Origin of the sequence: Methylophilus sp. (assembly GCF_008015755.1) — a bacterium.
Lineage (GTDB): Bacteria > Pseudomonadota > Gammaproteobacteria > Burkholderiales > Methylophilaceae > Methylophilus.
In genome coordinates this window covers 171124-197476 of record NZ_SSGF01000007.1, presented here as the reverse complement: position 1 = coordinate 197476, position 26353 = coordinate 171124, and the positions used below count along the sequence as shown (strand labels likewise).

General features: G+C 51.5%; 24 protein-coding genes and 1 pseudogene. 12 read left to right on the top strand and 13 right to left on the bottom strand.

Features of this window, described 5'->3' with window-relative positions:
* The first annotated feature begins 39 nt into the window (after positions 1–39).
* Entirely contained in the window at positions 40–2010 is a 1971-nt protein-coding gene (locus E6Q52_RS03490; RefSeq protein ID WP_292818501.1) for a site-specific recombinase, read from the top strand.
* Between the two features lie 55 nt (positions 2011–2065).
* Here the strand turns inward: E6Q52_RS03490 and E6Q52_RS03485 are convergent, their stop codons facing one another.
* Both E6Q52_RS03485 and yjgA read right to left on the bottom strand, forming a co-directional pair.
* Complete coding sequence (locus E6Q52_RS03485; protein ID WP_292818498.1) at positions 2066–2317, bottom strand: sulfurtransferase TusA family protein; 252 nt, start codon at positions 2315–2317, stop codon at positions 2066–2068.
* A gap of 71 nt (positions 2318–2388) precedes the next feature.
* Positions 2389–2949 carry a ribosome biogenesis factor YjgA gene (yjgA, locus tag E6Q52_RS03480; protein ID WP_292818495.1) on the bottom strand — a complete coding sequence of 187 codons (561 nt, stop codon included), beginning with the start codon at positions 2947–2949 and terminating at the stop codon, positions 2389–2391.
* Between the two features lie 74 nt (positions 2950–3023).
* Here yjgA and pmbA point away from each other — a divergent pair, with 74 nt between their 5' ends.
* Complete coding sequence (gene pmbA, locus E6Q52_RS03475) at positions 3024–4346, top strand: metalloprotease PmbA (protein WP_292818492.1); 1323 nt, start codon at positions 3024–3026, stop codon at positions 4344–4346.
* 393 nt (positions 4347–4739) lie between these two features.
* Here the strand turns inward: pmbA and E6Q52_RS03470 are convergent.
* The 6 genes and pseudogenes from E6Q52_RS03470 to panC all read right to left on the bottom strand — a co-directional run.
* Positions 4740–5465: pseudogene (locus tag E6Q52_RS03470) on the bottom strand (VacJ family lipoprotein); the annotation flags it as partial.
* 219 nt (positions 5466–5684) lie between these two features.
* Positions 5685–7118, bottom strand: coding sequence for a deoxyribodipyrimidine photo-lyase (locus E6Q52_RS03465; RefSeq protein ID WP_292818489.1), 1434 nt, complete (start codon positions 7116–7118; stop codon positions 5685–5687).
* Positions 7119–7120: 2 nt separating this feature from the next.
* The gene (gene rlmH, locus E6Q52_RS03460) at positions 7121–7588 is read right to left on the bottom strand and encodes a 23S rRNA (pseudouridine(1915)-N(3))-methyltransferase RlmH (RefSeq protein WP_292818486.1); all 468 of its coding nucleotides are present in this window, start codon (positions 7586–7588) and stop codon (positions 7121–7123) included.
* 21 nt (positions 7589–7609) lie between these two features.
* Positions 7610–7981, bottom strand: a complete 372-nt coding sequence (gene rsfS / locus E6Q52_RS03455; protein WP_292818483.1) for a ribosome silencing factor — start codon at positions 7979–7981, stop codon at positions 7610–7612.
* A gap of 14 nt (positions 7982–7995) precedes the next feature.
* Positions 7996–8376 carry an aspartate 1-decarboxylase gene (gene panD / locus E6Q52_RS03450; protein ID WP_194740750.1) on the bottom strand — a complete coding sequence of 127 codons (381 nt, stop codon included), beginning with the start codon at positions 8374–8376 and terminating at the stop codon, positions 7996–7998.
* A gap of 95 nt (positions 8377–8471) precedes the next feature.
* Positions 8472–9335, bottom strand: a complete 864-nt coding sequence (panC, locus tag E6Q52_RS03445; RefSeq protein WP_292818476.1) for a pantoate--beta-alanine ligase — start codon at positions 9333–9335, stop codon at positions 8472–8474.
* Positions 9336–9505: 170 nt separating this feature from the next.
* Between panC and mscL the strand changes: the two genes are divergently transcribed.
* On the top strand, positions 9506–9919 hold the full coding sequence (mscL, locus tag E6Q52_RS03440) for a large conductance mechanosensitive channel protein MscL (RefSeq protein WP_292818473.1): 414 nt from the start codon (positions 9506–9508) through the stop codon (positions 9917–9919).
* Between the two features lie 70 nt (positions 9920–9989).
* Here the strand turns inward: mscL and E6Q52_RS03435 are convergent, their stop codons facing one another.
* Both E6Q52_RS03435 and E6Q52_RS03430 read right to left on the bottom strand, forming a co-directional pair.
* Positions 9990–10382 (bottom strand): hypothetical protein, encoded by a 393-nt coding sequence (locus E6Q52_RS03435; RefSeq protein ID WP_292818470.1) that lies wholly within the window; start codon positions 10380–10382, stop codon positions 9990–9992.
* Between the two features lie 71 nt (positions 10383–10453).
* The gene (locus E6Q52_RS03430; RefSeq protein WP_292818467.1) at positions 10454–11314 is read right to left on the bottom strand and encodes an HlyC/CorC family transporter; all 861 of its coding nucleotides are present in this window, start codon (positions 11312–11314) and stop codon (positions 10454–10456) included.
* A gap of 197 nt (positions 11315–11511) precedes the next feature.
* Here E6Q52_RS03430 and E6Q52_RS03425 point away from each other — a divergent pair, with 197 nt between their 5' ends.
* Positions 11512–15153, top strand: coding sequence for a DUF748 domain-containing protein (locus E6Q52_RS03425; RefSeq protein ID WP_292818464.1), 3642 nt, complete (start codon positions 11512–11514; stop codon positions 15151–15153).
* Between the two features lie 47 nt (positions 15154–15200).
* On the opposite strand, the gene E6Q52_RS03420 is transcribed toward E6Q52_RS03425, so the two are convergent.
* The 3 genes from E6Q52_RS03420 to E6Q52_RS03410 form a co-directional block, all read right to left on the bottom strand.
* Positions 15201–15839: a site-2 protease family protein gene (locus E6Q52_RS03420; RefSeq protein ID WP_292818460.1), complete on the bottom strand. Its 639-nt coding sequence runs from the start codon at positions 15837–15839 to the stop codon at positions 15201–15203.
* Positions 15840–15912: 73 nt separating this feature from the next.
* Positions 15913–16524 carry an L-threonylcarbamoyladenylate synthase gene (locus E6Q52_RS03415; protein ID WP_292818457.1) on the bottom strand — a complete coding sequence of 204 codons (612 nt, stop codon included), beginning with the start codon at positions 16522–16524 and terminating at the stop codon, positions 15913–15915.
* Positions 16525–16537: 13 nt separating this feature from the next.
* Positions 16538–17401, bottom strand: coding sequence for a 3',5'-nucleoside bisphosphate phosphatase (locus E6Q52_RS03410; protein WP_292818454.1), 864 nt, complete (start codon positions 17399–17401; stop codon positions 16538–16540).
* 126 nt (positions 17402–17527) lie between these two features.
* Between E6Q52_RS03410 and E6Q52_RS03405 the strand changes: the two genes are divergently transcribed.
* The 8 genes from E6Q52_RS03405 (at position 17528) to E6Q52_RS03370 (ending at position 26329) form a co-directional block, all read left to right on the top strand.
* Positions 17528–18073: a septation protein A gene (locus E6Q52_RS03405; protein ID WP_292818451.1), complete on the top strand. Its 546-nt coding sequence runs from the start codon at positions 17528–17530 to the stop codon at positions 18071–18073.
* A gap of 16 nt (positions 18074–18089) precedes the next feature.
* On the top strand, positions 18090–18389 hold the full coding sequence (locus E6Q52_RS03400; RefSeq protein ID WP_292818448.1) for a YciI family protein: 300 nt from the start codon (positions 18090–18092) through the stop codon (positions 18387–18389).
* Position 18390: 1 nt separating this feature from the next.
* A complete protein-coding gene (locus E6Q52_RS03395) occupies positions 18391–18654 on the top strand; it encodes a BolA family transcriptional regulator (protein ID WP_292818445.1) in 264 nt (87 codons plus the stop codon).
* Positions 18655–18709: 55 nt separating this feature from the next.
* Positions 18710–19519 (top strand): peptidylprolyl isomerase, encoded by an 810-nt coding sequence (locus E6Q52_RS03390; RefSeq protein ID WP_292818442.1) that lies wholly within the window; start codon positions 18710–18712, stop codon positions 19517–19519.
* Between the two features lie 151 nt (positions 19520–19670).
* Positions 19671–19928, top strand: coding sequence for a FeoA family protein (locus E6Q52_RS03385; protein ID WP_292818439.1), 258 nt, complete (start codon positions 19671–19673; stop codon positions 19926–19928).
* Positions 19925–21715 carry a ferrous iron transport protein B gene (gene feoB / locus E6Q52_RS03380; RefSeq protein ID WP_292818436.1) on the top strand — a complete coding sequence of 597 codons (1791 nt, stop codon included), beginning with the start codon at positions 19925–19927 and terminating at the stop codon, positions 21713–21715. The genes E6Q52_RS03385 and feoB overlap by 4 nt, the downstream gene beginning before the upstream one ends.
* Positions 21716–21847: 132 nt before the next feature.
* Entirely contained in the window at positions 21848–25759 is a 3912-nt protein-coding gene (gene purL, locus E6Q52_RS03375) for a phosphoribosylformylglycinamidine synthase (RefSeq protein WP_292818433.1), read from the top strand.
* A gap of 84 nt (positions 25760–25843) precedes the next feature.
* Complete coding sequence (locus tag E6Q52_RS03370; RefSeq protein ID WP_292818430.1) at positions 25844–26329, top strand: ankyrin repeat domain-containing protein; 486 nt, start codon at positions 25844–25846, stop codon at positions 26327–26329.
* The last annotated feature ends 24 nt before the right edge of the window (positions 26330–26353 follow it).

Below are 26353 nucleotides of genomic sequence, written 5' to 3'. Positions count from 1 at the left end.
GCAACACCCTTATTAAAATAAAAAAAGAAAGCTTTTTGCATGTTTCAACCCACCTTTGATCATCAGGCTGCTCGTGAGGCTGCTGGTGACCTGGATGATATCCAGTTTTTGCGAGCATTGTTTGATGATATTCGCCCCAACGTATCGACTGATATTGAAAGTGCCAGCAAGGCATTACAGGCACTGTGTTTTTTATTGCAGCAACACCCGCAATATGCCTTATCGCTACGTAATAGCCTGCTAAGACTGCTGAATGAAAAAAGTGTGATCTCACTTTATTCTGATCACGGCATTCAGTCTGACCTCGGCTTTTTTACAGAAATCTACCGCAGACTCTCGCACAAACTTTTGCCAGATGTGCCAGATCCCAAATATTTAAAAGATGTATTTGGTCAGATTTTTCATCAAAACAGCGATGTTGACTGGGTGATAGGCATGCCGGATACCGTCTGGCGCGACTTTATGCAAACGCTGGACATCAGCCAGGGCGATGCCACGCAACAGCAAAACTGTATTCAGGAGGTCAAAGACGCTCTGCAAGTGCTGTCTTATCGCTTATCGGCTTCGGGGCTAGACCCTGAGCTGATTTTGCAGCATGAGGACCTGGAGTCCAATGACTCACCGTTTATCACGCAGAATATCGAGATTCAAAAATTTTTGGCGCTCAGCGCGATTCGGGCCGAAGATATTCAGCATCTCTACACCGTGCTCAAACGCTGCGAGCAACTGACTTACGAAATCCGCAAGTCAAATGCCAAAACCGGCACCAGCATTTCGCTCACGGCGCTCATGCAACGCATCCTGCAACAGATTCAACGCATGCAGCTACTGCTGGACATTTTGCACGGGCTGATTCTGAAGCACGATGTCAGCCAGGCCATCACACGACTGCTCAAGCAACTGGTGGATGCCGAATGCAAGAAAAATAACCTGGCTGAATACTGGCGACAAAATACCGAGCTACTGGCCTTGCGCGTGACCGAAAACGCCAGCCACACCGGCGAACATTACATCGCACAACATCGTCATGAGTACTATAAACTCATGGGCTCTGCCATGGGGGCCGGTATCATTATTGCGATCATGGCGCTGTTTAAAATCATCATTGCCAGCTACCACCTGGCACCGCTCACCGAGGCGATTTTGTTCAGCCTGAATTATGGTCTGGGCTTTGTGATTATTCATTTATTGCATTTTACAGTTGCTACCAAACAACCGGCCATGACAGCAGCCACCATCGCAGCCACCATAGACGACCATGGCCACGACAGTAAAAATATCCATAACCTGGTGAATATCGTGGCACAAACGACCAGCAGTCAGACCATTGCCATTTTAGGCAACGTGGTGGTGGTGATCCCGATGGCGATTCTGATTGACTGGCTCGTGATACAAGCCACCGGTCATCACTTTATCGGCGCCGAAAAAGCACATGCCTTGCTGGACAGCAACAACCCGCTGATTAGCCTGACGGTGCTCTATGCAGCCGTGGCGGGTGTCTGCCTGTTCTTATCCGGTCTCATTGCCGGTTATCACGACAATTTAGCCGCCTATAACCGGATTCCTGAGCGACTTGGGCATTTGCAGTGGTTACAACGACTTCTGGGCAAAGATCGCCTATGGCGTATTACTGAATATATCCGCCACAATCTGGGCGCGCTGGCCGGTAACTTCTATTTTGGCTGCTTGTTAGGCTTTGCCTCGGGGCTGGGCGTGATGCTGGGCTTACCGCTGGATATTCGCCACGTGACGTTTGTGGCGGCGTTTTCAGGCTACGCATTACCGGCGTTAGATTTCCAGGTCAGTCATTACATCATCGCCACCAGCGTGCTGGGGATTGCACTGGTCGGCACCACCAATCTGATTACCAGTTTTGGCCTGGCGATTTATGTGGCAATGAAGTCGAGAAAAGTGCGCTATCGGCATTGGAAAGCCTTTTGGCTGGAGCTGTTTACTGCACTCTATCGCCAGCCTGGCAAGTTTTTGCTACCGCCCAAAAAACCGGAGTAAGCAACCAGTAGCAGGCAGCGTGAAACTGCCTGCACAAACGTATCTTGGCAAGCGTTTATTGGCTTGCCAGCACGCCGTCTTTTTCGATCAAAAATTGAAACACACCGTTATCCTTGTTTAAGGAGAGTAATTTCACCGGGTGATTGTTGATCAGATTGCGAATATTTTGCTCGCTACCGACGGCGGTGGTCTTCACCAGTAACACCTGCCCTGGTAACAAACGATCCAGTGCATCCTTGGTTTGCAGCATAGGCAGCGGACTTTCCAAACCAGTTAAATCAAGTTGCAGATCAATGTGGTTATGCATGTTGGCTCCCTTTGTTAAGTGATTGGCAAATGGCGTACATCGCGCCATCTGCTGCTGATATTATTATATGGTTAATCGTCCAGTGACTCGTCTGCTGGCAGTGCTGCGTCAAACGCGTCATCCTCGGGACTGCTTTTGCCTTCCATGGTTTCGCGGATGATTTTAAATAGCTCGCGGCTACTTTTGGGCGGCTTGCCTGCCGCATGCTCTTTTTGCGCATTACGAATCAGCGTGCGCATTTGCTGCACAGGCGTGTGCGGAAACTCGACAATAAACAATTCAATCGCTTTCACATCTTCCAGCATGCGCATGCGCCAGCGCTCCATCTGATGAAAGCGGGCATTTTCTTCCTGATGCTTGCCATCCCACTTTTGCAACTGCTCGACAATCGGTGCCAGGTCTGTGTCGCGCATCAGGCGACCAATATATTGCATCTGACGACGAATGGCGCCATTGGCGGTAATGCGCTTGGCTTCAGCAATCGCGTCGAGCAAAGCCTCTTCCAGCTGTAGTTTTTTCAATCTTTCTTTAGGTAAAGCAACCAGTTGACGGCCTATTTCCTGCGCAGCATCGGCCTCTGCTTTCAATCGGGTTTTACTGGGCTGGGAATCATCAAAGGTTTCAGATGTCATGGTAAAAGCAATCTCTGCCAAATCACGGTATGATACCAGCTTTAACTGCCAAGCAAAAAACTAGCGCGTACAGCATGCAATCGGATCAACTTAAACAAATCGCTCAAGACATCATTCACCTGGCGCGTAAAGCAGGTGCCAGCAGTGCCGAAGCCGAGGTCAGTTTTGGCACCGGCCAAAATGTCTCCGTCAGGCAAGGCGAAACTGAAAACATTGAATATAACCGCGACAAAGGCTGCTCGGTCACTGTTTATTTTGGTCAAAGTAAAGGCTATGCCAGCACCTCAGACCTCAGCTTGCAAGCCTTGCAAGACACCGTAGAAGCCGCCTGCAATATTGCGAAATATACGGCGCAGGACCCCTTCTGCGGCTTGGCAGATGCGGCATTAATGGCCACTGAGTTTCCAGACTTATCCTTGCATCATCCCTGGCAGATCGACGTCGATGCGGCGCTTGCTTTGGCCAAACGATGTGAAGCAGCCGCCCTTGGCGTTGATGCACGGATCAGCAACAGTGAAGGTGCCAGCATTTATAGCCAAAGCGGCGCCTTTGCCTATGCCAACAGCCATGGTTTTATTGGCGGCTACCCTAGCTCGCGCCATAGTATCAGTTGCTCGGTGATTGCCGAAGCCAATGGCCTGATGCAACGCGACTACTGGTATAGCAGCGCACGTGATGCGCAAGATCTGGCAACGCCAGAACAAGTCGGCCAAATAGCAGGCTCGCGTACCGTCAAACGCCTGGGTGCACGCCCGATCAAAACCGGGCAATATCCAGTTTTATTTGAAGCGCCGTTGGCCAGTGGCTTGATTGGCACCCTGATCAGTGCGATTTCTGGCGGCAATTTGTACCGCAAATCTTCCTTCTTGCTGGATAGCCTGGGCCAGCCGATTGCTAGCCCGTTACTGCACATTGATGAAAATCCGTTTGTGCTCAAAGGCGCTGCCAGCAGTGCGTTTGATAGCGAAGGGGTGGCTTGCAAACCACGCATACTGGTTGAAAACGGCGTGCTGCAAGGCTACTTGCTAGGCAGCTACTCCGCCCGCAAGCTGGGCATGCAATCGACAGGCAATGCCGGTGGTGCGCACAATATTGTGGTGCGCTCAACCGGCCATACCCTTGAGCAATTATTACAAACCATGGGCAACGGCCTGCTAGTGACCGAGTTACTGGGTCATGGCATGAACATGGTCACAGGTGACTACTCGCGCGGCGCAGCTGGCTATTGGGTAGAAAACGGCCAGATTGTGCATCCCGTAGAAGAAATCACCATCGCGGGTAATATGAAAGACATGTTGAAGAACATCACGGCGATTGGCAACGATACGATTCCAAACAGCTCGAGATCAACAGGATCCATCCTGATAGAACGCATGACCATTGCCTCTGCTGAGTAAACGGCGGCGCCGGTGACACCCAATAAAAAAGGCTTTGCATGATGCAAAGCCTTTTTTATCACTCAGAGAGTAACACTACTGTGCTGACACCCCTGCATCCAGCATCAACAAGGTCTCATCTATCCCTGCCACAATCGCTGCTGATTCCTGTTCAACCACAGGCACCTCTTCGCTTGTCGATTGGTCAGCCTGCTCCAGCAACGGTGGCAGTGCCTCCAACACCTCTTCGGCTGGCTCAGCTTCAACAGCAGAGACTTCCAACGCTTGCACAGGCGACTGACTGGTGACAGACGCACCTTCAGCAGCTTGAGCTTCAGGGCCTTCAATCGGTGCAGCAGATTGCAACAGCACGGCATCAGCGGCCGCAGGCGTTAGCTCTGTATGGCTTGGCACATCTTCATCAGCTGGCTCAAACTCGTCTTGCAACAGCTCTTTTGGCACCAGGCCATCTTGAATCAGGCTGGCACGGCGCTGCAGATAAGCGTCACGCATAAACGCATACGGATCAATCGACGCATCATCCACCAAATCTGTGGCGTCCAGCAATTGCGTACGTTTATCTAAAAACTGCACAGCACGCACCTGGTTGTGCGCGCGGATCTGGCCGGTATTGTGTAAATAGGTAATTGGATCTGAGGTCACGGTATCAATAAACAGACCGCTGGCGTCACGCACAGTACTTGGCCCGATAATCGGCAGTACTAAATAAGCACCAGAGCCGACACCCCAATAGCCCATGGTTTGGCCAAAATCTTCCTGGTGTTTTTCAATTTTGTCCATGCTGGCGACATCAATAAAACCAGCAATGCCAAACGTCGAGTTGATGACGAAACGGCCCGCATCGGTAAATGCCTGAGCAAATTTCAGTTGCAGCAGATCATTCACAACGGTGGTCAAGGTGCCCAAGTTGCTAAAGAAATTGCTGATGCCTGTACGCACCGGCGTCGGCGCAACGGCTTTATAGGCTTTGGCGACGGGCTTGATGGCATAGCGATCGGCCACATCGTTAAATTTATAAATTCCCCGGTTGATGCCTTCGAGAGGGTCTTTGTTGGTTGTAGCACAACCTGAGACACTCACCAAAACGGCAGTCAGTACGATCGCTTTTAATGTTTTCATATTTGTCATTATGTTTAGAAGCTATTCAAGCGCATTTAAATTGTGGTATCCCCAACACAGCTTGCAGTGTGATCTTCGCAAAGGTGTGTCTTTCAGTTAACGGAAATCTCTTCTAAAAGTTGAAGGGATAGTTGTTAAAAAGTCGGATTAATTCACTCACCGGCGCTACACAAACCTCACCTTAGCACGAAGTAAAACGATCTTATTCTACATCAAATGTCATCTCTGCTTCACATTATTTTTGTATAAGCGCAAGGCCTCCTCGCGCTGTTGTGCATGATCCACCACAGGGGCCGGGTATTCCCCCATTAACCCATTGTCAAACAAGGATTTTTTGCGGAATTTTTCTGCCCATGGCGCATGAATTTGTTGATCATCAAGACCGGCAAGTTCGGGCACATATTTGCGGATAAACTTGCCTTGTGGATCAAACTTTTCTGACTGCGATTGCGGGTTAAATATCCTGAAATAGGGTTGTGCATCGCAACCGGTCGACGCGGCCCATTGCCAGCCGCCATTGTTGGCAGCAAAGTCAAAGTCGATTAACTTTTGTGCAAAATACCGCTCACCCCAACGCCAGTCTATGAGCAAATCCTTGACCAAAAAACTGGCCACCACCATGCGCAAACGATTATGCATATAGCCAGTTTGGTTCAATTGCCGCATGGCCGCATCCACAATCGGGAAACCGGTTCGCCCTTCGCACCAGGCGGCAAACCAGCCTGGGTCATTGCTAAAAGGCAGCGTTTCATACTCGGGCTTATACGAACGCCCCTGCTGCAGGTCCGGCCGATGAAACAGAATCTGAAAATAAAAATCGCGCCAGATGAGCTCACTCAACCACGTGGCTGCTCCGGCATTGCCAGCAACTGACAGTTGCCAGGCGGCACGCGCAAGCTGACGAATAGAAATCGTACCGAAACGCAAATGCACAGAGAGATAAGACACACCTTTAACGGCCGGAAAGTTACGCGCGTCGTGATAGTGGTCGATACGCTGCAAAAAATCGTCAAACAACTGCCGGGCACCCGCCATGCCGATCGGCACCCGCAAAGCCGCGAGATTGGTGGGTGTAAACCCAAGCGATACCAAGCTTGGCATCGGCTCGGGCGACACCTGCGCCAAATGGCTCGTATATTTTTTGACTGGATAGGCCTTTAAGTAAAAGGCATTCAACTTGGCCAGATGGGCATTTTTATAAGGGGTGAACACGCCGTATGGCTTGCCGGCTTGCGTCATCACTTCGTCTTGTTCAAACAGCACCTGATCCTTGAATAAGTGCAGGGTTAGCCCCGCGTTAAGTAGCGTCTGCGCTACAGCAGCATCGCGTGCAATCGCCAGCGGCTCGTAATCTTTGTTGGCATAAACAGCCGTCACATTGAGCGCTTGTGCCAAGGCGGGAATTTCTTCCTGCGCCCGGCCATGACGCACCAGCAGATCGCCGCCTTGCGCTTGCAAAGCCTGCTTGAGTGCCTGCACGCTCTCCCAGATAAACTCTACCCTGCGATCCTGTTTATCGCTCAAGGCATCCAGAATATCGGTATCAAAAACAAAAGCGACATACACTTGCGTATGCCGCTTTAAGGCGTGATAGAGCGCAGCATGATCGTCATCGCGTAAGTCGCGACGCAACCAGACCAAGGCATTAGACATAATTACTCTCTATGATAGGGGTGTCCGCTTAGAACCGTATGTGCGCGATAAAGTTGCTCAGCCAGCATCACACGCACCATGCCATGTGGCATGGTCAGTTTAGACAGGCTGAATAACCACTGCGCCTGACTTTTAAGTTGTATGTGCAAACCGTCTGCACCACCCACGACCAGAGACACATCACGACCCATTTCCTGCCAGCTTTTGAGCTTTTCAGCCAGTTGCAAGGTGGTCACCGCCTGCCCGCGCTCATCCAGCGCCACCAGGTAATCTTTACCCGCCACTTCCAGGATGCGCTTGGCCTCGGCCTCTTGAACCACTTCACTGTTTTTACCGGCCGCCCGTTTATCGGGCTTGATTTCAATGATGCGTGTGTCGAGTTCACGCGGCATGCGCTTCAAGTACTCGGCGCAGGCGCTTTCAACCCAGTCTGGCATTTTATGGCCGACCGAGATGATATTGAGTTTCATACCAGGAAAGGAGGTGTGCTTTTAGGCAGCAGACGCCGTGCGGCGCGTCTGTGACTCGGTCCACAGTTGTTCGATGTTGTAGTAGGCGCGGGTGGTAGGCACCATGACATGGACAACGATATCGCCCAAATCAACCAACACCCATTCGCCCTCTTTTTCGCCTTCAACACCGCGTGCTTCTATGCCCTTTTCTTTGAGCTTTTCACGTACGTTATCGGCAATCGCCTTGCATTGACGGGTGGAGTTACCACTGGCGACAACCATGTAGCTGGTGACCGCGGTCATCCGGCGCACGTCCATGACAGTGATGTCAAAGGCTTTAATATCTTCCAGCGCGTCGACGACGGCCAGCTTCATGTCGTCTAACGACATGGCATCAATGTGTGGTTGCATAGGTGTGTTCAAAATCAGGCGGCTTGCGCAGGAATATGGTTTTTTTGTTCGACAATGCGGTTTTGCGCATCGACATAAACCAGTTGTGGATGGTAATTGGTCAGTTCAGCTTCGGTATATTGCGAATAACTGGCAATAATAATCAAATCATCAGGATCGGCTTTATGCGCGGCAGCGCCATTGACCGAAATCACGCCTGAGTGGCGCTCGGCACGAATGGCATAAGTTGTGAAACGCTCACCATTGTTGATATTGTAAATCTGGATCTGCTCATACTCATGAATATTGGCGGCCTCCAGCAAGGCTTCATCAATCGCACAGCTGCCTTCATAGTGCAGCTCGCTATGCGTCACACGCACTCGATGCAGCTTTGATTTCAACATGGTTCTTTGCATTGCGTCCCTCAGCTCCAACTTCCACTCGCGCGGAAAAGGTCGTAATTATAGAGTTATCAATGGCTTAGCGCAAAATAAATTTATCAAAAACGCATTTATTCACCGCCAGCGCTGACTTCACAGTTATCGATGAGCCGCGTCTTGCCCAATCGAGCCGCCGCCAAAATCACCCAGTCACGCGTCTGCGCATCCGGCAAGGTCAGTGACTGTTGACGTCGAATCTCTACATAATCGACCTGCCAGCCCTGTTGGCTGAGCGCCAAACAGGCTTGTTCACGCAACGCCGCATAATCGCGCTGCCCGGCCAGCAAGGCCTGTTGAATAATTTGTAACTGCTGGTTGAGCTGGGCAGCTTGTGTTTTTTCCGTCGCGGTCAGATAGCCATTTCTTGAGCTCATCGCCAGCCCGGACGGCTCGCGCGCCGTTTCACCGGCAATAATCTCAATCTCAAAATTAAGTTGCCGCACCAGGGCGCGGATCACCATCAGTTGCTGGTAGTCTTTTTTGCCGAATACCGCCACCTGTGGCTGCACCATATGAAACAGCTTGGCGACCACCGTGGCCACACCCGCAAAATGCCCAGGGCGACTGGCGCCACATAAGTCATCGGCCAATGGGGGTGGTTGAATCACCACCTGCTGATGCAGAGAATGGCCATCAAAATCGGGATACATCTCAGCCACCGATGGCGCAAACACGACGTCGGCGCCCACGGCTTGCAACTTGTCGCAGTCAGCCTGCAAGGTGCGCGGATAACTGCCAAAATCTTCATTGGCGCCAAATTGCAGGGGATTCACAAAGATACTCACCACCACCAGGTCCGCATGCAGCTTCGCCAGCGTCACCAATTGGCAATGCCCGGCATGCAAATTCCCCATGGTGGGCACAAAACCCACGCGCTGATCCCCGCGACCAGCCAAAAATGTGCGCAATTCGCGCAAGCTATGAAACAACTGCATCTAGACTCTTCAACTTATTCGTCAACCACCAGAACAACCAATATATCACACAGCGCAATGCAAGAGCCTGGTACAAACGATTGCCCTGCCGACAATTGACAAGCATGCAAGTCCGCGCCTATAGTCACCATTTGCATCTATCTACAATAATTAACATCAGGAGTAAGTGAATGAGTGTGATGACCGAATTTAAGCAATTTGCGCTAAAGGGCAATGTCATGGATCTGGCGGTGGGTGTCATCATCGGCGGGGCTTTTGGCAAAATCGTCGATTCCATGGTCAACGACATGATTATGCCGGTCATCGGCAGAATTTTTGGTGGGTTTGATTTCAGCAATTTATATGTACCGCTGAATGGCCAATCAGCAGATTTAGCCTTGGCAGAAGCCAAAAAACTAGGCGCCGTGCTGGCCTACGGCAACTTCATCACCATCGTGCTTAACTTTATCATTCTGGCTTTTATCATTTTTCAAATGGTCAAATTCATGAATAGCCTCAAACAGGCAGAACCTGCACCAGCGCCGGCAGCCACGCCAGAAGATATTGTGTTGTTGCGTGAAATCCGCGACAGCCTGAAAAAATAATTTTTTGGCAACATCCATATGACAAAGGGCGCTAAAGCGCCCTTTGTTTTTTAACCCACCTTATGAGCGCCTATAAATCCGCTGGATTAGGCTGAACCTCATAAGTCTGGCCAGTGCTGGCATCAGAACCATCGTTATTCAGAAACACCACCACACTGACCTGATCATCAATCAGGTCCAGCTCTGTCGTCGGATAATAAGCGCCGGCGGCATCTTTATTGATGTTGTGATAATGCCAGATAGAAGCGACCACACGACCGCTATCCTTTAACTTCACATCTTCAGCCCGTGCCGGTTCACCTAATACAGCAATGAGCTGGGCGCGATTCAGTTTACCCACCGCATCAACAAAGCCTTGCTCATCTTCTGGCAATTTAGTTGCAGAGGTTCCCGCCACCGCGCCAACACTCAAAGACAATAATGCAACAGCCAACACCCCACCCAACCAAGTTTGTGCTCTCATCACGACTCTCCTTTATAATCAGAAACTCAGGCAATTAAAACAACAATAGGTTCACATCAGAGCATGACGCTTTACACTGACTCGATCGGATAGGCCTCTTCTGGCAATTGCTCGACCAGCAACACATGCACACGACGACTATCGGCATGCACCACGGTCACACTTAAGTTATCAATGCGGACATGCTCACCACGCTTAGGCAAGTGACCAAAGTGATTAACCACCAGGCCGCCAACGGTAGAAAACTCTTCGTCGCTAAACGCGGTGCCGATGGCTTCATTAAACTCGGGGATTTCGGTCAGGGCCTTGACGCGGTATTTGCCAGGCTCCTGCTGAATAATATTGCTTTCGTCTTCGTCATCATCGTATTCATCTTCGATATCGCCGACAATTTGCTCGAGCACATCTTCAATGGTAACCATGCCTGCGACACCACCATACTCATCGACCACAATCGCGATATGGTTACGGTTGCTGCGAAATTCTTTTAATAAGACGTTCAGGCGCTTGGATTCGGGAATAAACACTGCCGGACGCAGCATATCGCGCAGCTCAAACGACTCATTAGCGTAATAGCGTAATAAATCCTTGGCCAGCAAAATACCAATGACATCGTTTTTATTATCTTCAATGACGGGAAAACGCGAGTGCGCTGTTTCAATCACAAACGGCAAAAAGCTTTCTGGCGGTTGGGCAATATCGATGACGTCCATTTGCGACCGCGGGATCATAATATCCCTGACCTGCATTTCACTGACTTGCAGCACACCTTCAATCATCGCGAGCGAATCGCTATCCATCAGGTGATTTTCATAAGCCCCATGCAGCAACTCAACCAGTTGCTCTCTGTCTTCTGGCTCGCGCAGAAGAAAGTGACTTAATCGTTCTAAAAGAGAGGGTTTGTGAGACAACTTATCCGGCTCTGAAGCCATAGTTACTGCTGAAAACAGCATCCTGTATAACACGTTAACTCAAGCATACATGAAAATGGATGGCAATGTCACCTTCATCCCAGTGCGTGCCTGACTTATCATGGTCATCGTTATAAGCGCCAACATGCGCAAAGATTTGTTATAAAACACCACAAACAAACGGTATAACAGATTTAATTTCTGCTAAATTAACGCCTATGTTGAATCGTTTACCGCCTTCATTGCGCACCGTGTGGCAGTCACTCACCTTTAAGGTGCTTGCCGGGCTGCTTGTTTTTTATTTTTTATTTGCCTGGCTGGCGATTAATCCGCTGGCAAAATGGCTGCTGCCCTGGGTCGCTGAGACACAATTAGCCAGCAAGGCCAGCGTAGAAAAAGTCACATTTGACCCGCTACGCCTCACCGCCACCATCGACAAACTGGCATTGACTGAAAAAAATGGCGCGCCGCTGGCCTCGTTTGACAAGCTGGTGGTGGACATGGAAGCCAGTGGCTTGTTTGACTGGGCTTGGAAGCTCAAACAGATTGTACTGACCGCCCCGCGCGTCAATGTTCATATCTCCAAACAGGGGCGACTTAACTGGGCAGACCTCATTGCAAAGCTGAATGAAGACCCGTCACCACCGAGCCCAGACCTGCCGCGCGTGATCATTGAAAACATCGCGATCAGCCAGGGTAATATCGACTACCAGGATGTGCAGCATGCAACACCGCTGCAAGCCTCGATCAAACCGCTGGACTTTGAACTGGAAGGGTTCTCTACCTTGCCCAAAGACCGTGGCGACTACCTGATTGCTGCTAAACTGCCTTACCAGGGCGGCACGGTTAAGTGGAAAGGCAATTTTGGCGTTAACCCGGTTGCGTCTCAAGGCTCGCTGGCCATTGAAGGCCTGCAAATCGCCAAACTGATGCAATGGGTTAATCAGGCCAGCCTACCGCTGCAAGTGGAGACAGGCACGTTTTCCAGCCAGTTTAACTATGATTTTTCTTTGCCGAATCAACAGCCTAAGTTGTTGGTGACGGATGCCAGACTGCGTGTGAACGATTTGGCAGGCACACTAGCCGCTGGCGACAAACTGGCGTTAACGCAGTTGGAACTCAAGGCTAAACAGCTCACGCTGAATCAACAAAAACAGCTCTCGATCACAACGCAAGACATCGCAGTGACGCTGGATCAATTCAAACTCCACAAACCGCAGGCAGACCTTGCCATCGCGAACAGCCACCTGGCCTTACCTAAACTGGTGTTCAATCAGGACCATCAGGCGCAACTGCAGTTTGATGACCTCACCCTGCACGCTGAGCAAATACAGCTGCAGCAAGCGCAGAAAACCTTGTTTGCACTACCAGCACTGGCCATTGAACATGTCAGCCTCAACTTGGCAGAACGTCAGGCCAATGTGGCACACATATTGTTAGATAAAGGACAATTGTCTGCCACACAAACGGCCACCGGGCTGGATTGGCAACATGCTTTTGCTGAGCCTGCTGCAACAACAGCGGCAAACACGGATACCAAGACGGTTGCCAATCAAAAGTCCGATGATGCTTTCCACTTTAAGATAGACGACATCACGCTGGCACACTGGCAGCTGTCTTATACCGACCAACAATTTGCCAAACCATTACAAGCCACAGTTGGTGACGTCAATCTACAGCTCGCTGTAGATAATGCGTCAGGCCTCGCGCTAAAAAACCTACAACTGGAAGCGACGCAACTCAGCCTACAAGCCGATAAAAAACCCGCTGCACAATTAGCCAAATTTGCGCTAAACAATACACAGCTGTCGCTAGACCAGCAAAAAATAGACATTGCAGCCATTCAATTGCAAGGACTTAAAACAGCCGTCATCAGGCAAGCAGATCAACGCCTGAACTGGCAGACTATTCTCACACCAGCTGCAGGCAAAAACACCGCGACCACCACCACTGGCAAGCAAAGCGCCGCAGCAACCAAGCCCTGGGCTTACGCAGTGAAACAGCTGGCCTTGCAGCAGGCAGAAATTCATATTGAAGATCAATCGACACCGACACCAGTTGTGCTAGATGTGGTCGATGCCAGTGTGGAAGCCAGCGACCTGAGCCAGAATATGGCGCGCTTGCTGCCATTGAAAGCAGGGTTTAAGGTGAAACAAGGCGGCCAGTTTAAGGTGCAAGGCAAACTGGCAGCTGCGCCGTTTAAAACAGAGTTGCAATGCACACTCAGCGACCTGGTACTGAAACCCTTTGCACCTTATCTCCAGCAAGCAGCGCTACTGAAACTAGAGAGTGGTGCCGCCAGCCTGCAAGGCAAATTGCAACAAACAGGCAGTGGCGCGACCACATTTAACGGTGGCTTTAGCATCAACCAGCTATCTATCCTTGAGGAAAGCAGCCAGCAACCGTTTTTACGCTGGGAAACTCTACAGGGTGACGGCTTGGCCTTGTCACTGGCACCCAACAAGTTGCAATTAAGCACGCTCACGCTGAACAAACCGCAAAGCAAATTTATCATTTATCCGGATCGCAGCCTCAACATCACCAAAGTCATGCGTACCAATGCTCCAGGCCAGGCAGCAGACCAGGCGCAGGCAACAACACCAGCGGCTACACCAGCCACGGTGAGCCAATCTAGCCCAACGGCAACGGCCGCTAGCCCTGGCAATGACTTCCCGGTCGGCATCGATACCGTACGCATTAATAACGCAGAGCTGGAGTTTGCAGATTTGTCATTGCCGCAACCGTTCGGCACCAACATACACAGCCTAGGCGGCGTCATTAACGGTATTTCCAGCAATCCGTCATCGACTGCACAAGTCGAGCTGGACGGCAAGGTAGACGACTATGGCGCCGCGCGTATCCGCGGTGCCCTGCAACCGTTCAAGGCCACCGAGTTTACTGACATCAAACTGGCATTCACTAATCTGGAAATGAATCGCCTGACGCCTTACTCAGGTAAATTTGCCGGTCGCCGGATTGAGTCTGGCAAATTGTCTGTGGACTTGGGCTACAAGATCAAGCAGCGCAAGTTGGCCGGTGAAAACAAGTTTGTCATCAACAAACTCACCTTGGGTGAAAAGGTCGATAGCAAAGATGCCCCCAACCTGCCGCTAGACCTGGCCATTGCGATTTTGGAAGACAGTAACGGTGTGATTGACCTGGACTTGCCCGTCAGCGGTAGCCTCGATGATCCCAAATTCAGCATTGGCGGCATCGTCTGGAAAGCGTTTACCAATGTGCTGACTAAGATTGTAACGGCGCCGTTTAGCGCACTGGGTAAATTGTTTGGCGGTGGTGAAAAACTGGAAGCCATCGTCTTCGACCCCGGGAATGCGACGATTGCGCCACCGGAACTGGAAAAACTCCACACGGTGAGCGCTGCGCTGGCAAAGCGCCAACAACTTAAATTGGGTATTGTGCCTGGCTATGATGTGGCAGTGGACACGCGTGCGATTCAAGAAGCCGGCTTGCGACAACAAGTGGCCGACGAGGTCGGCATCCGCCTGGAGCCAGGACAAGCGCCAGGGCCGATTGACTTGAACAACCGCAAAGTGCAGTCGGCGATACAAACCTTGCACGACAAACTCACTCATAAAGGCTTGCTCAAGCGAATGGCCGCCAAACTGGAAAAAGCCCCTGAAGGTTTTTACGCACAGGCACAGGAGGCGCTCACCACCAGTATCCAGGTCACTGACGCTGACTTGCAAGCGCTGGCCAAGACACGGGCTGATGCCATGCAGAAAGCACTCTTAGCGGCTGGCGTGGGTGCCGAACGGGTTGCAATCGCCACCCCGGCCACCGTGAAGGCAGACCACGACCATGTGCCGAGCAAGCTGACGCTGGACGCCATCAAACAGTAAATGGCCATACATGATAAAGCCGCTTAGGTAGCGGCTTTATCAAAAAACTACATGACCAAGACTGTTAATACATGCTGAAAGAAGCGGATGACAGGCGACAACAACACGCCCAGAATGCCGGTAAATAACAGGGCGATGAGAATCAACATGCCATAGCGCTCGATCTGCGCAAACTTGATCGCAGCCTTCATTGGTAGCAAGCTGACCGCAATACGGCCGCCATCCAGTGGCGGTAACGGAAATAAATTCAACACCAGCAAGACCAGGTTAATCTGCACGCCCGCCAGGCTCATTTGCGCCAAAAAAGCCTGTGCAGATTCCGGAAACAAAGCAATCCGCGCCAGCACCAATCCCCACACAATGGCCATGGCAAAATTAGAGGCCGGACCAGCCAGCGCCACCCACAACATATCCTGTTTGGGGCGACGCAATTGGCCAAAGTTAACGGGCACCGGCTTGGCCCAGCCAAACAGCACCCCGCCCAGGATAATACTCAGCGCGGGCAGCAAAATAGTGCCGATCGGGTCAATATGCTTGAATGGATTTAAAGTGATTCTGCCCATACGCTCAGCGGTGAGGTCACCAAAAAACTTGGCGGCATAACCGTGTGCTGCCTCATGCACAGTGATGGCAAACAGGATGGGCAAGGCATAAGCGGCGATTTTCTGTACAACAGTCAGTTCCATGTCATTCTTTCAGCGAACATCAAGACTCTGCTGTAGAGTCGAATATTACAAGTTGCGGCCAAAGGCATTCAAATCAAGGCCATGGTGCCACACCAGCGCGCACCAGTTCAGGCGGGTCTTGGGTCAAGTCGACCACCGTAGTTGCGCCCACATGCGCAATATCACTGTCGATGACGGCGTCAATCTGGTGTTCCAGTGCTTCACGAATCTCCCAGCCCACAGACATCGGCGCCTCATCATCAGGCAACTGCAAAGTCATGCTGAGTAAGGGCGAGTCCAGCGCCTCCAGCAACGCTTGCGTGACCACATGCTTGGGCACTCGCAAACCAATGTTGCTGCGTTTGGGATGCTGCAAGCGGCGCGGCACTTCACGGCTGGCTTCTAACAAAAAGGTATAAGCGCCCGGCGTCATTGCCTTGAGCAAGCGAAACTGGCTGTTATTCACTTTGGCATAGGTGCCAATCTCCGCCAGGTCACGGCAAATCAGGGTGAACGGATGTTCATCATCCACACCACGCAAGCGGCGAATACGGGTTTGCGCATCCTTGAACTCCATCAGGCACACCAACGCATAACTGGAGTCGGTAGGGCACGCCAGCACCCCACCCTGCCTTAATAACTGCGCCGCCTGCTGGATTAACCTGGTTTGCGGGTTCTCCGCATGAATCACAAAATACTGTGCCATGAATAATAACCGCCTAACTCACTGAGGCCTGCAATTGGCTGGCCTCAGGCCAGTCTTGCCAGACTGGCACACACCCGGCTGGCAACGCTGGCAAGCGCCCCATATCCATATAAGACATGCCCGGGCCGTGATAATCAGAGCCTTGCGAGGCTTTCAAATCAAAGCGATGTGCCAGTTTGGCAAATTGCTCATACTGCGGTGGCTGATGGCTACCAGTGACGACTTCAATCGCCGCACCACCCAGGTCTCTAAACTCGTTAAGCAACAGATGCATATTCACAAAACCCAAGTCATAGCGGCCAGGATGCGCCAATACCGCGACGCCACCGCTCTCACGAATCAGCTGCATGGCCTCATCCAGGTTCATCCATTCATGATTGACATAGCCTGGTTTGCCTTTGACCATATATTTTTTAAACACCGATTTGACATTTTTGGCATGGCCGCGCTTCACCATAAACTGGGCAAAATGGCTGCGTGTCATCACACTGTTACCCGAACACTCACGCGCACCTTCATAAGCATCGGCGATGCCCGCCTTAGCCAGGCCTTCGGCAATCTGCCTAGCGCGGGCATCCCGCCCCTGGCGTACAGTAGCAAACGCGGCCAACAATGCTGGATGTTGCGGGTTTACGCGTAAACCCACCACATGCAGCGTCCGTTTTCGCCAGGTCACCGAAATCTCAACGCCATCAATAAAAGAAATGCCTTGTTGCTCGGCCGCGGCACGGGCACGCGCCAGCCCGCTCACTTCATCATGATCGGTCAGCGCCAATACGCGTACGCCTTTGCTCGCAGCATGCGCGACCAGTTCTTCAGGCGAGAGTAAGCCATCAGACATGGTGGAGTGACAATGTAAATCAATGGGAACAGACATGATGAATATGGGCGCGCCGTTTGAAAAAAAAGAGGCAGTCAAAGCGACTAACTTTACATTTTGACAGAAATCATAGCAAAATAGTGCCCTCACAGATAGCAGGAATTCAGTCGCCTGAAGCCAGTCATGCAAGTCATTACCGATTTACTCCCCGTCATCCTCTTTTTTATCGCTTATAAAAAAGCTGGCATTTTTACCGCCACGGCGGTCGCCATCATCAGTACGCTGGTACTCATGCTGATCCTCTGGATCAAACGCGGCAAGATAGACAAAATGCTGATGATCAACGGCGCGGTGATTACGGTACTCGGCGGCATCACATTATTGCTGCATGATAAAACCTATATTATGTGGAAACCTACGGCGATTTACTGGATAGGCGCACTGGCATTGTTATTCAGCCGCTACGCACTTAAACGCAACCTGATTGAAAACATGCTGGGCAAAATGATGGCGCCACCGCTGGCCATCTGGGATAGATTAAACCTGTGCTGGATTGCCTTTCTGGTAGGCATGGGCATCCTCAACCTCTACGTCGCCTTTCATTTCAGTGAAGATGACTGGGTCAACTTCAAACTGTTTGGTGCCACCAGCCTGATGTTTATCTTTATTATTGTGCAGGTGTTTGCCTTAAAAGCACATTGGATTGAACAAAACACGCCTTCTGCCTGACTAAGAGACAACAACCATGCTTTACATGATTTACGCCCAAGATACCGCTAACAGCTTGCCGCTGCGGTTGGAACATAGACCGCCACACCTGGCGCGCTTGCAACAGTTGCAGAATGAAGGACGTTTGTTACTCGCCGGGCCACTGCCCGCCATTGATAGCGTAGACCCTGGTGCAGCTGGCTTTAGCGGCAGCCTGATTGTGGCAGAATTCGATTCTTTGCAAGCCGCCACAGACTGGGCTAACGACGACCCCTTTGTGCATGCGGGTGTATATGGCAAAGTAGAGGTCAAGCCCTTTAGAAAGACCTTGCCATAGCATGTTAAAAACAGAGATTGAGCAACGTTTGCAGGCGCTGGCGCCCGATCTGCTCGAGATACAAGATGACAGTGACTTGCACCGCGGACACGCCGGCAATACGGGCGGCGGGCACTTCACCATCACGGTAAAAAGCTCGCTATTTTCAGGAAAATCACAGATAATGCGGCATCGCATGATCTATCAATGCTTGCAAGATTTAATGCCTCATCGCATACACGCGCTCAGTATTCAGGCCTTTTCGACTGATGAGTCATTTATTTGAAACATTCCTGTTTTTTAATATCGCACCAATTCAAATCGTTATATAAGGATATTGCATGAAATTTTTGAAAGTAATGTTGGCGATTGCTTGCTTAAGCGCACTGCCACATGTATACGCGGCTGATGCCGATGCGGTTGCCACAGTCAATGGCAAACCGATTAAAAAAACCTGGGTAGAGTTTATTTTGCGTGATGCTGAAGCACGTACTGGCCAAAAGGCTAACGACGGCATGAAAGCAGCGGTTGTCAACGAGCTAATTGGTTCTGAATTGGCTTACCAGGAAGCACAAAAAGCCGGCATCGATAAATTGCCAGACTTTATTGCCAGCGAAGAACTGGCACGTCGCAAATTACTGGTTAACGCATTCTTGGCTGACTTCATCAAGAAGAATCCAGTCACCGATGCCGAGAAAAAAGAAGGTTACGAGCAGTATAAAAAAGAGCTGGGCGACAAAGAATACAATGCACGCCACATTCTGGTCAAAACCGAAGCTGAAGCCAAAGCCATTATTGCTGACCTGAAAAAAGGTACTGACTTCGCCAAAATCGCCAAAGAAAAATCTCAGGACCCAGGTTCTAAAGACAAGGGTGGCGATCTGGGCTGGTTCTCTCCAGCAGGCATGGTCAGACCATTTGCTGAAGCTCTGGTGGGTTTGAAAAAAGGCGAAACAACGCCTGAGCCAGTTCAATCACAATTTGGCTGGCACATCATCAAACTGGTGGACACACGCGCTCTGCAAGCACCGCCTTACGAGAAAGTGCAAGAAGGTATTGAGCGTACCTTGCAACAACGCAAACTGGAAAAATACATGCTGGGTCTGAAAGACAAAGCGAAAATTGATGTCAGCGGCATCGAGAAGAAATAATCGCTAGCCCTGCTGTTAGCCAATAAAAAAGCCAGTTCAGACTGGCTTTTTTATTGGTTCTGCCTCCCCTTGCCACCCCCTCTGCCCATACAGAAACATTTTCTTTGCCTGGCATTCTGAGATAAAATCAAGAATTATTCTCATTTATAATATGCACATGCATCTTGACGCCCTCAAACCCGGCCAGTCTGCCATCATTGACCGCATTCATGCCGAGCAAGCCTTATCGCAACGCCTGAGCGCATTGGGTTTTCGCGCTGGCAAAAAGCTGGAAGTAATTCGTCAAGCGGCGTTTAATGGTCCGTTGCATGTACGTATCGGCTCGACAGACGTCATTATCCGCCTACTGGATGCCAAAGCCATCCATGTGCATCTCCTCTCCAACCAGACAGAATCCACCACCGCATGAAACGTGTTGCCCTGCTCGGCATGCCCAATACGGGCAAATCCACCCTGTTCAATCGTTTAAGCGGCGCCTCGGCCCGCGTTGGCAACTGGCCAGGCATCACCGTTGACTTAATGAGCGCAAAAATACTGCTGGGCGGCCATATTGCCGAACTGGTCGATTTGCCTGGCTTATATGACTTGCATGGCTTTTCTGATGATGAGCACGTCGTCCGCCACTTTTTAAGCCACCATCCGGTTGACCTGGTGCTGATTATCTTAAACAGCGCGCAGATTGACCGCCAGCTCTCACTCGCTTTGCAAATTCGTGCGCTGGGATTGCCTGCAGTGTTGCTATTGAATATGGAAGATGAGGCCAAGCGCGCGGGCATTACCATTGATGCACAAGCGATGAGCAAACAATTGGGCATGCCAGTACGCACGATTAGCGCCAAATATGGCCAGGGCTGTCCAGAGGCACTGCAACTGGCGGCACAAACCCTGTTACAGCAACCCAACCTGGTGACGCCAGAAACAATTGCTGGCAAGCTGGAGATGGATAACGTCATTGAGCAGGAAATGCACCAAATTATTGACCGCACCGTGCATTTCCCTATCCAGCTCAATCACAGCCTGACTGATAAACTGGATAAGATTTTGCTGCACCCATGGCTGGGGTTGCCACTGTTTCTGCTGTCGGTGTTCTTGCTGTTTCAGTTTATTTTTACGGTGGGCGCACCACTACAAGAGGGCATGGCCTGGCTGTTTGACAGCCTGCGTAGCGAAGTGCTTGAACCGGCACTGGCCAGTTTGCCTGACTGGTTAAATGGCTTGTTACTCGACGGCTTGTATACCGGATTCAGCACCGTGGCGGCATTTGTGCCGATTATTGTGCTGTTCTTTTTAGTCATGAGCATGGTGGAGGATAGCGGTTATTTATCACGCGCGGCCTTTCTCATGGATACGCTGATGGCCAAAATGGGCCTGGATGGCCGTGGTTTTGTCATGATGCTGATGGGCTTTGGCTGCAACGTGCCCGCCTTGATGGGCACGCGTGTGATGCGCAGCCGCCCGATGCGCCTGCTGACCATGCTTACGATTCCCTTATCGCTATGTTCCGCCCGGCTACAGGTGTTTTTATTTATTATTGCCATTTTGTTCCCACCGTCACAGGCGGCATTGGTGCTGTTTTCGCTCTACATGGTGAGCTTCGGGACCATCTTCATCACTGCCATTCTGTTCAAAAACAAGTTTGCCAGTCGCGAACCGTTTGTGCTGGAGTTACCGCCTTATCGCTTTCCGACCCCGCAGCAAATCTGGATGCGTGGCTGGCAAGAGGTCAAACACTTTTTAGCCCGCGCCACCAAGTTTATTGTGATTGGCGTGGTCATGGTCTGGCTGCTCACGCATCTGCCGACGACCGCCGTGCCCGCCAGCGCCGACACCTGGGCAGGCAGCATCGGCCGCTTTTTTGCGCCGGTACTAGACCCCATAGGCATTGACACACAGCTCGCCATTGCCTTGATCTTTGGCTTTGTCGCCAAAGAAATCGTCGTCGGCTCACTGGCGGTTATTTACGGCTTGCAAGGCGATGCGCTGAGCCAGCAGATTGCGGCCAATATCGACTGGGTACAAGGCATGAGCTTTATGCTGTTCACGCTGATTTACACACCTTGCCTGTCCACCATTGCCACCCTCAAATCAGAGAGTAAAAGCAGCGGCTTTATGTGGCTGTCGCTGGCCTGGTCACTAGGTCTGGCGTGGATCGTCAGCTTTCTGTTTTACCAAAGCGCCCGCGCACTGGGTTACTAGCCGCCTAGGCACAGCATTCAAACGGCCACCTGTGTGTGGCCGTTTTTATTTGCGGCGCGATTAGCCCTGCGAGAACACGCGCTTTCTGTTAAAATAACGGTTTGAATTTTCATTGAAAAATCCAACCGTCACATGTCCAGTCAAGCGCATTTTTTTAGCCTGCGCGGCAGCGCCGCCCTCTCGCAATTCCGTCTCGATAAGCTGTATAGCGCCCTCAAAGTCAGCGCACCGAATATCGCCCACATTTATGCCGAATTCGTGCATTTCGCTTTTAGCGAAACCGTCCTGAGTAGCACAGAGCAAGAGACCTTGCGCCAGATTTTGACCTACGGCCCTAAAACCGAGATTGAATCACCAAGTGGCGAGCTGCTGCTGGTGACGCCACGCATAGGCACCATTTCGCCCTGGGCCTCACGCGCCACCGACATTACACACAACTGTGGCCTGAACAGCCTGTTGCGGCTGGAACGCGGCATTGCTTACTATGTGACCACACACAACGGTCAACCACTGACAGACAGTGAAAAGCAGGCCTTGCGTGCCGTTATTCAAGACCGCATGACGGAAACCGTGATTGACAGCCTGGCCGCCGCCGAAAAACTGTATCACCATGCTGACCCGAAACCCCTGTCCAGCGTCGATATTCTGGCTGGTGGCAAAGCCGCGCTGGAAGCCGCCAACAGCGACATGGGCCTGGCACTCTCGCCTGACGAAGTCGACTACCTGCTGGAAAACTACAACAAAATGGGCCGCAACCCAACAGACGTTGAGTTGATGATGTTTGCCCAGGCCAACTCCGAGCACTGCCGCCATAAGATTTTCAACGCCGACTGGGTGATCGATGGCGTGCAGCAAGAGCTGTCGCTGTTCAATATGATCCGCAACACGCACAAGTTGAACCCCGGCCACACGGTGGTGGCTTATTCGGATAACTCTTCGATTGTGCAAGGTCAGAAAACCAAGCGCTTTTACCCAGCCGCCGACCAAAGCTACCAGTTTGTCGAAGACAATATGCACTACCTGATGAAGGTAGAAACTCATAACCACCCAACGGCCATTTCACCGTTTGCCGGTGCGGCTACAGGTGCAGGTGGCGAAATTCGCGATGAAGGTGCGACAGGTATTGGCTCCAAGCCCAAAGCTGGGTTGGCTGGTTTCTCAGTCTCCAACCTCAACCTGCCAGATTTCACCCAGCCCTGGGAAGAACACTACGGCAAGCCTGGCCGTATCGCCAGCGCCTTGCAAATCATGATCGATGGCCCACTCGGTGGCGCCGCCTATAACAATGAATTTGGCCGCCCTAACATTGCCGGTTATTTCCGTACCTTTGAGCTGGCAACGACTACCACCGACGGCCAATCCGAGGTTCGCGGCTATCACAAGCCGATTATGCTAGCCGGGGGTGTGGGTAACATTTCTGACAGCCATAGTTTTAAAAACAGCATTCCGCCTGGTTCCGCCCTGATTCAATTGGGTGGCCCAGCCATGTTAATCGGCCTCGGCGGCGGTGCGGCGTCCAGTATGGATACCGGCGCCAACACCGAGAACCTGGATTTTGACTCGGTGCAACGTGGCAACCCTGAGCTGCAACGCCGTGCGCAAGAGGTCATCGACCGCTGCTGGCAAATGGGCGACAAAAACCCGATCTTAAGCATTCATGACGTCGGTGCTGGTGGCATCTCTAATGCCTTCCCAGAGTTGGTCAACGACGCTAAAGTCGGTGCGGTGTTTCAACTGCGTGACGTGCATAATGAAGAGCCTGGCATGAGCCCGCGTGAGTTGTGGAGCAACGAAGCGCAAGAACGCTACGTGCTGGCCGTGACCCAAGACCAGTTGCCATTGTTTGAAGCCATTTGTGAGCGCGAGCGCTGCCCATTCGCAGTCGTGGGTGTGACCACAGAAGAACGTCACTTAACAGTAGAAGATACGCACTTTGCCAATAAACCAGTCGATATGGAACTCTCTGTCTTGCTGGGCAAACCACCTAAAATGCTGCGCGATGTGAAGTCAGTCAATAAATCACTGCCTGCATTTGATACCAGCAGCATAGACCTGAACGATGCCGTGGCACGTGTCTTGCGTTTGCCGGGGGTCGCCGATAAAACCTTCCTGATCACCATTGGCGACCGCAGCGTGACCGGCCTGATTGCGCGCGACCAGATGGTTGGCCCATGGCAAGTGCCAGTGAGCAACGTCGCGGTGACCTGTGCCGGCTTTGAAACCAATATCGGCGAAGCCTTTGCGATTGGCGAAAAAGCGCCATTGGCGCTGATTGATGCGCCTGCTTCCGGCCGTATGGCCATTGGTGAAGCCATCACCAACATTGCTGCGGCATCGATTAGTGACATCGGCAACCTCAAGTTGTCTGCCAACTGGATGGCCCCTGCTGGCCACGCCGGTGAAGACGCCGCCTTGTACGCGACTGTGAAAACCGTGGGCATGGAACTGTGCCCGGCCCTGGGCATCAGCATCCCAGTCGGCAAAGACTCCATGAGCATGAAAACTGTGTGGCAAGACAACGGCGAGAACAAAGCCGTCACTGCGCCGATTTCTCTGGTGATTTCCGCGTTTGCCAATACGCCAGATGTGCGTAAAACTCTCACACCACAACTGCGTACCGATTTGGGCGACAGCGAGCTCATTTTGATCGACCTCGGCAATGGCCGCAACCGCATGGGCGGCTCGGCGTTGGCGCAAGTGTATAAACAACTGGGTAACGCCGTGCCTGATGTCGACCAGCCTGCGCAATTGAAAGCGTTTTTTGCCGCCATCCAGCAACTCAATAGTGATGGCAAATTGCTGGCCTACCATGACCGTTCTGACGGTGGCTTGTATGTCACGCTGGCGGAAATGGCCTTTGCGGGTCATTGTGGCCTGACTGTCGATTTATCAAGCCTGGGTGGTGATGCGATCAGCACCCTGTTTAACGAAGAGCTGGGCGCCGTGCTGCAAGTACGCGCTGCCGATGCCGCTGCCATCGCGGCACAGTTGCAACAAGCGCTGGGCGCCTGTGTACACCGTATCGGCCAGGTCAATATAGGCCACGAGATTGTGATTACACAAGGCAGCTCGCAATACAAGGCTTCGCGTATCGATTTGCACCGCATGTGGTCTGAAACTACTTACCGTATGCAAAGTCTGCGTGACAACCCTGCGTGTGCGCAACAAGAGTACGACCGCATCCTCAATGCCAACGATGCCGGTTTGCATGCCACACTGAGTTTTGACCTCAACGACAATATCGCTGCACCGTATATCAACACTGGCAAACGCCCAAACATGGCGATTTTGCGTGAGCAAGGCGTCAACGGGCAAACCGAAATGGCGGCCGCGTTTGACCGCGCAGGCTTTAACAGCGTGGACGTGCATATGAGCGACGTCATCAGCGGCCGCGTGTCACTCACAGACTTTGCTGGCCTGGTGGCTTGTGGCGGCTTTTCTTATGGCGACGTGCTGGGTGCGGGTGAAGGCTGGGCCAAATCTATCCTGTTCAACAGCCGTGCCCGCGACGAATTCAGTGCCTTCTTTAACCGGGCCGATACGTTTGCCCTCGGCGTGTGTAACGGTTGCCAGATGATGAGCAACCTGCACAGGATTATTCCAGGCGCGCAACACTGGCCACATTTCGTGCGTAACAAGTCCGAGCAGTTTGAAGCCCGCGTGGCCCTGGTTGAGATTTTGTCATCGCCATCGATCTTTTTTGATGGCATGGCTGGAAGCCGCATGCCGATTGCCGTGGCACATGGTGAAGGTTTTACGGAATTTACTGATGCGAGTGCTGTCACAAGTGTGCTAAAACAGCAACTGGCAACGGTGCGTTATGTTGATCATGCTGCGCAAGCGACCGAGGTATACCCGTTTAACCCAAATGGTTCACCACAAGGGTTAACTGGATTCACCACGCAAGACGGCCGCTTCAGCATCATGATGCCGCACCCGGAACGTGTGTTTAGAACGGTTCAGCACTCCTGGCACCCTGACGAGTGGCAAGAAGATGGCCCTTGGATACGCATGTTCCGCAACGCACGCAAGTTTGTGGGTTAGGCGAAACCATCATTAAAAAATCGGTTTCGCCATAAAAACAAAGTTGTTATTTTTAAAAATGAAAATCAGGTGTTTGGAGAGATTATGAAATCAGTTAAGTTTTTAGTGGCCTTGTTCTCACTGTCATTCGCATTACAGGCGTTTGCGCTGTCTGATGAGGATTACATGGAGTTTACCGAGGCGCTCACAGGTGGTAACGTGAAAGTGGTCAAAAAGTTTGTGGAAGCCGATCCGACGCTGGTAAAACAGAAATTCTTTGCCTGGGAGCCACTGCAAATGGCTGCGTCAAAAGGCAAACTGGATGTTGTGAAATACCTGGTATCCAAAGGCGCTGACCTCAACTACGTGCATCCGGCCAGCCATAACACGGCGTTCCATATGTCTGCGTTTATTGGCGATACTGCAACGATGAAATACCTGGCGTCTGCTGGGGCTGATGTCAACATCAAGCTCAAAGGCGACGTCTCATTGGTGCGTTACTTCAAAGAAGAAAACAACCAGAAGATGGTTGATTTACTGACAGAACTTGGTACCAAAAACGATGGTTGCCAGGAAGAAAAATGCTTCTAATCGTGGCCAATTCGCAACGATGTT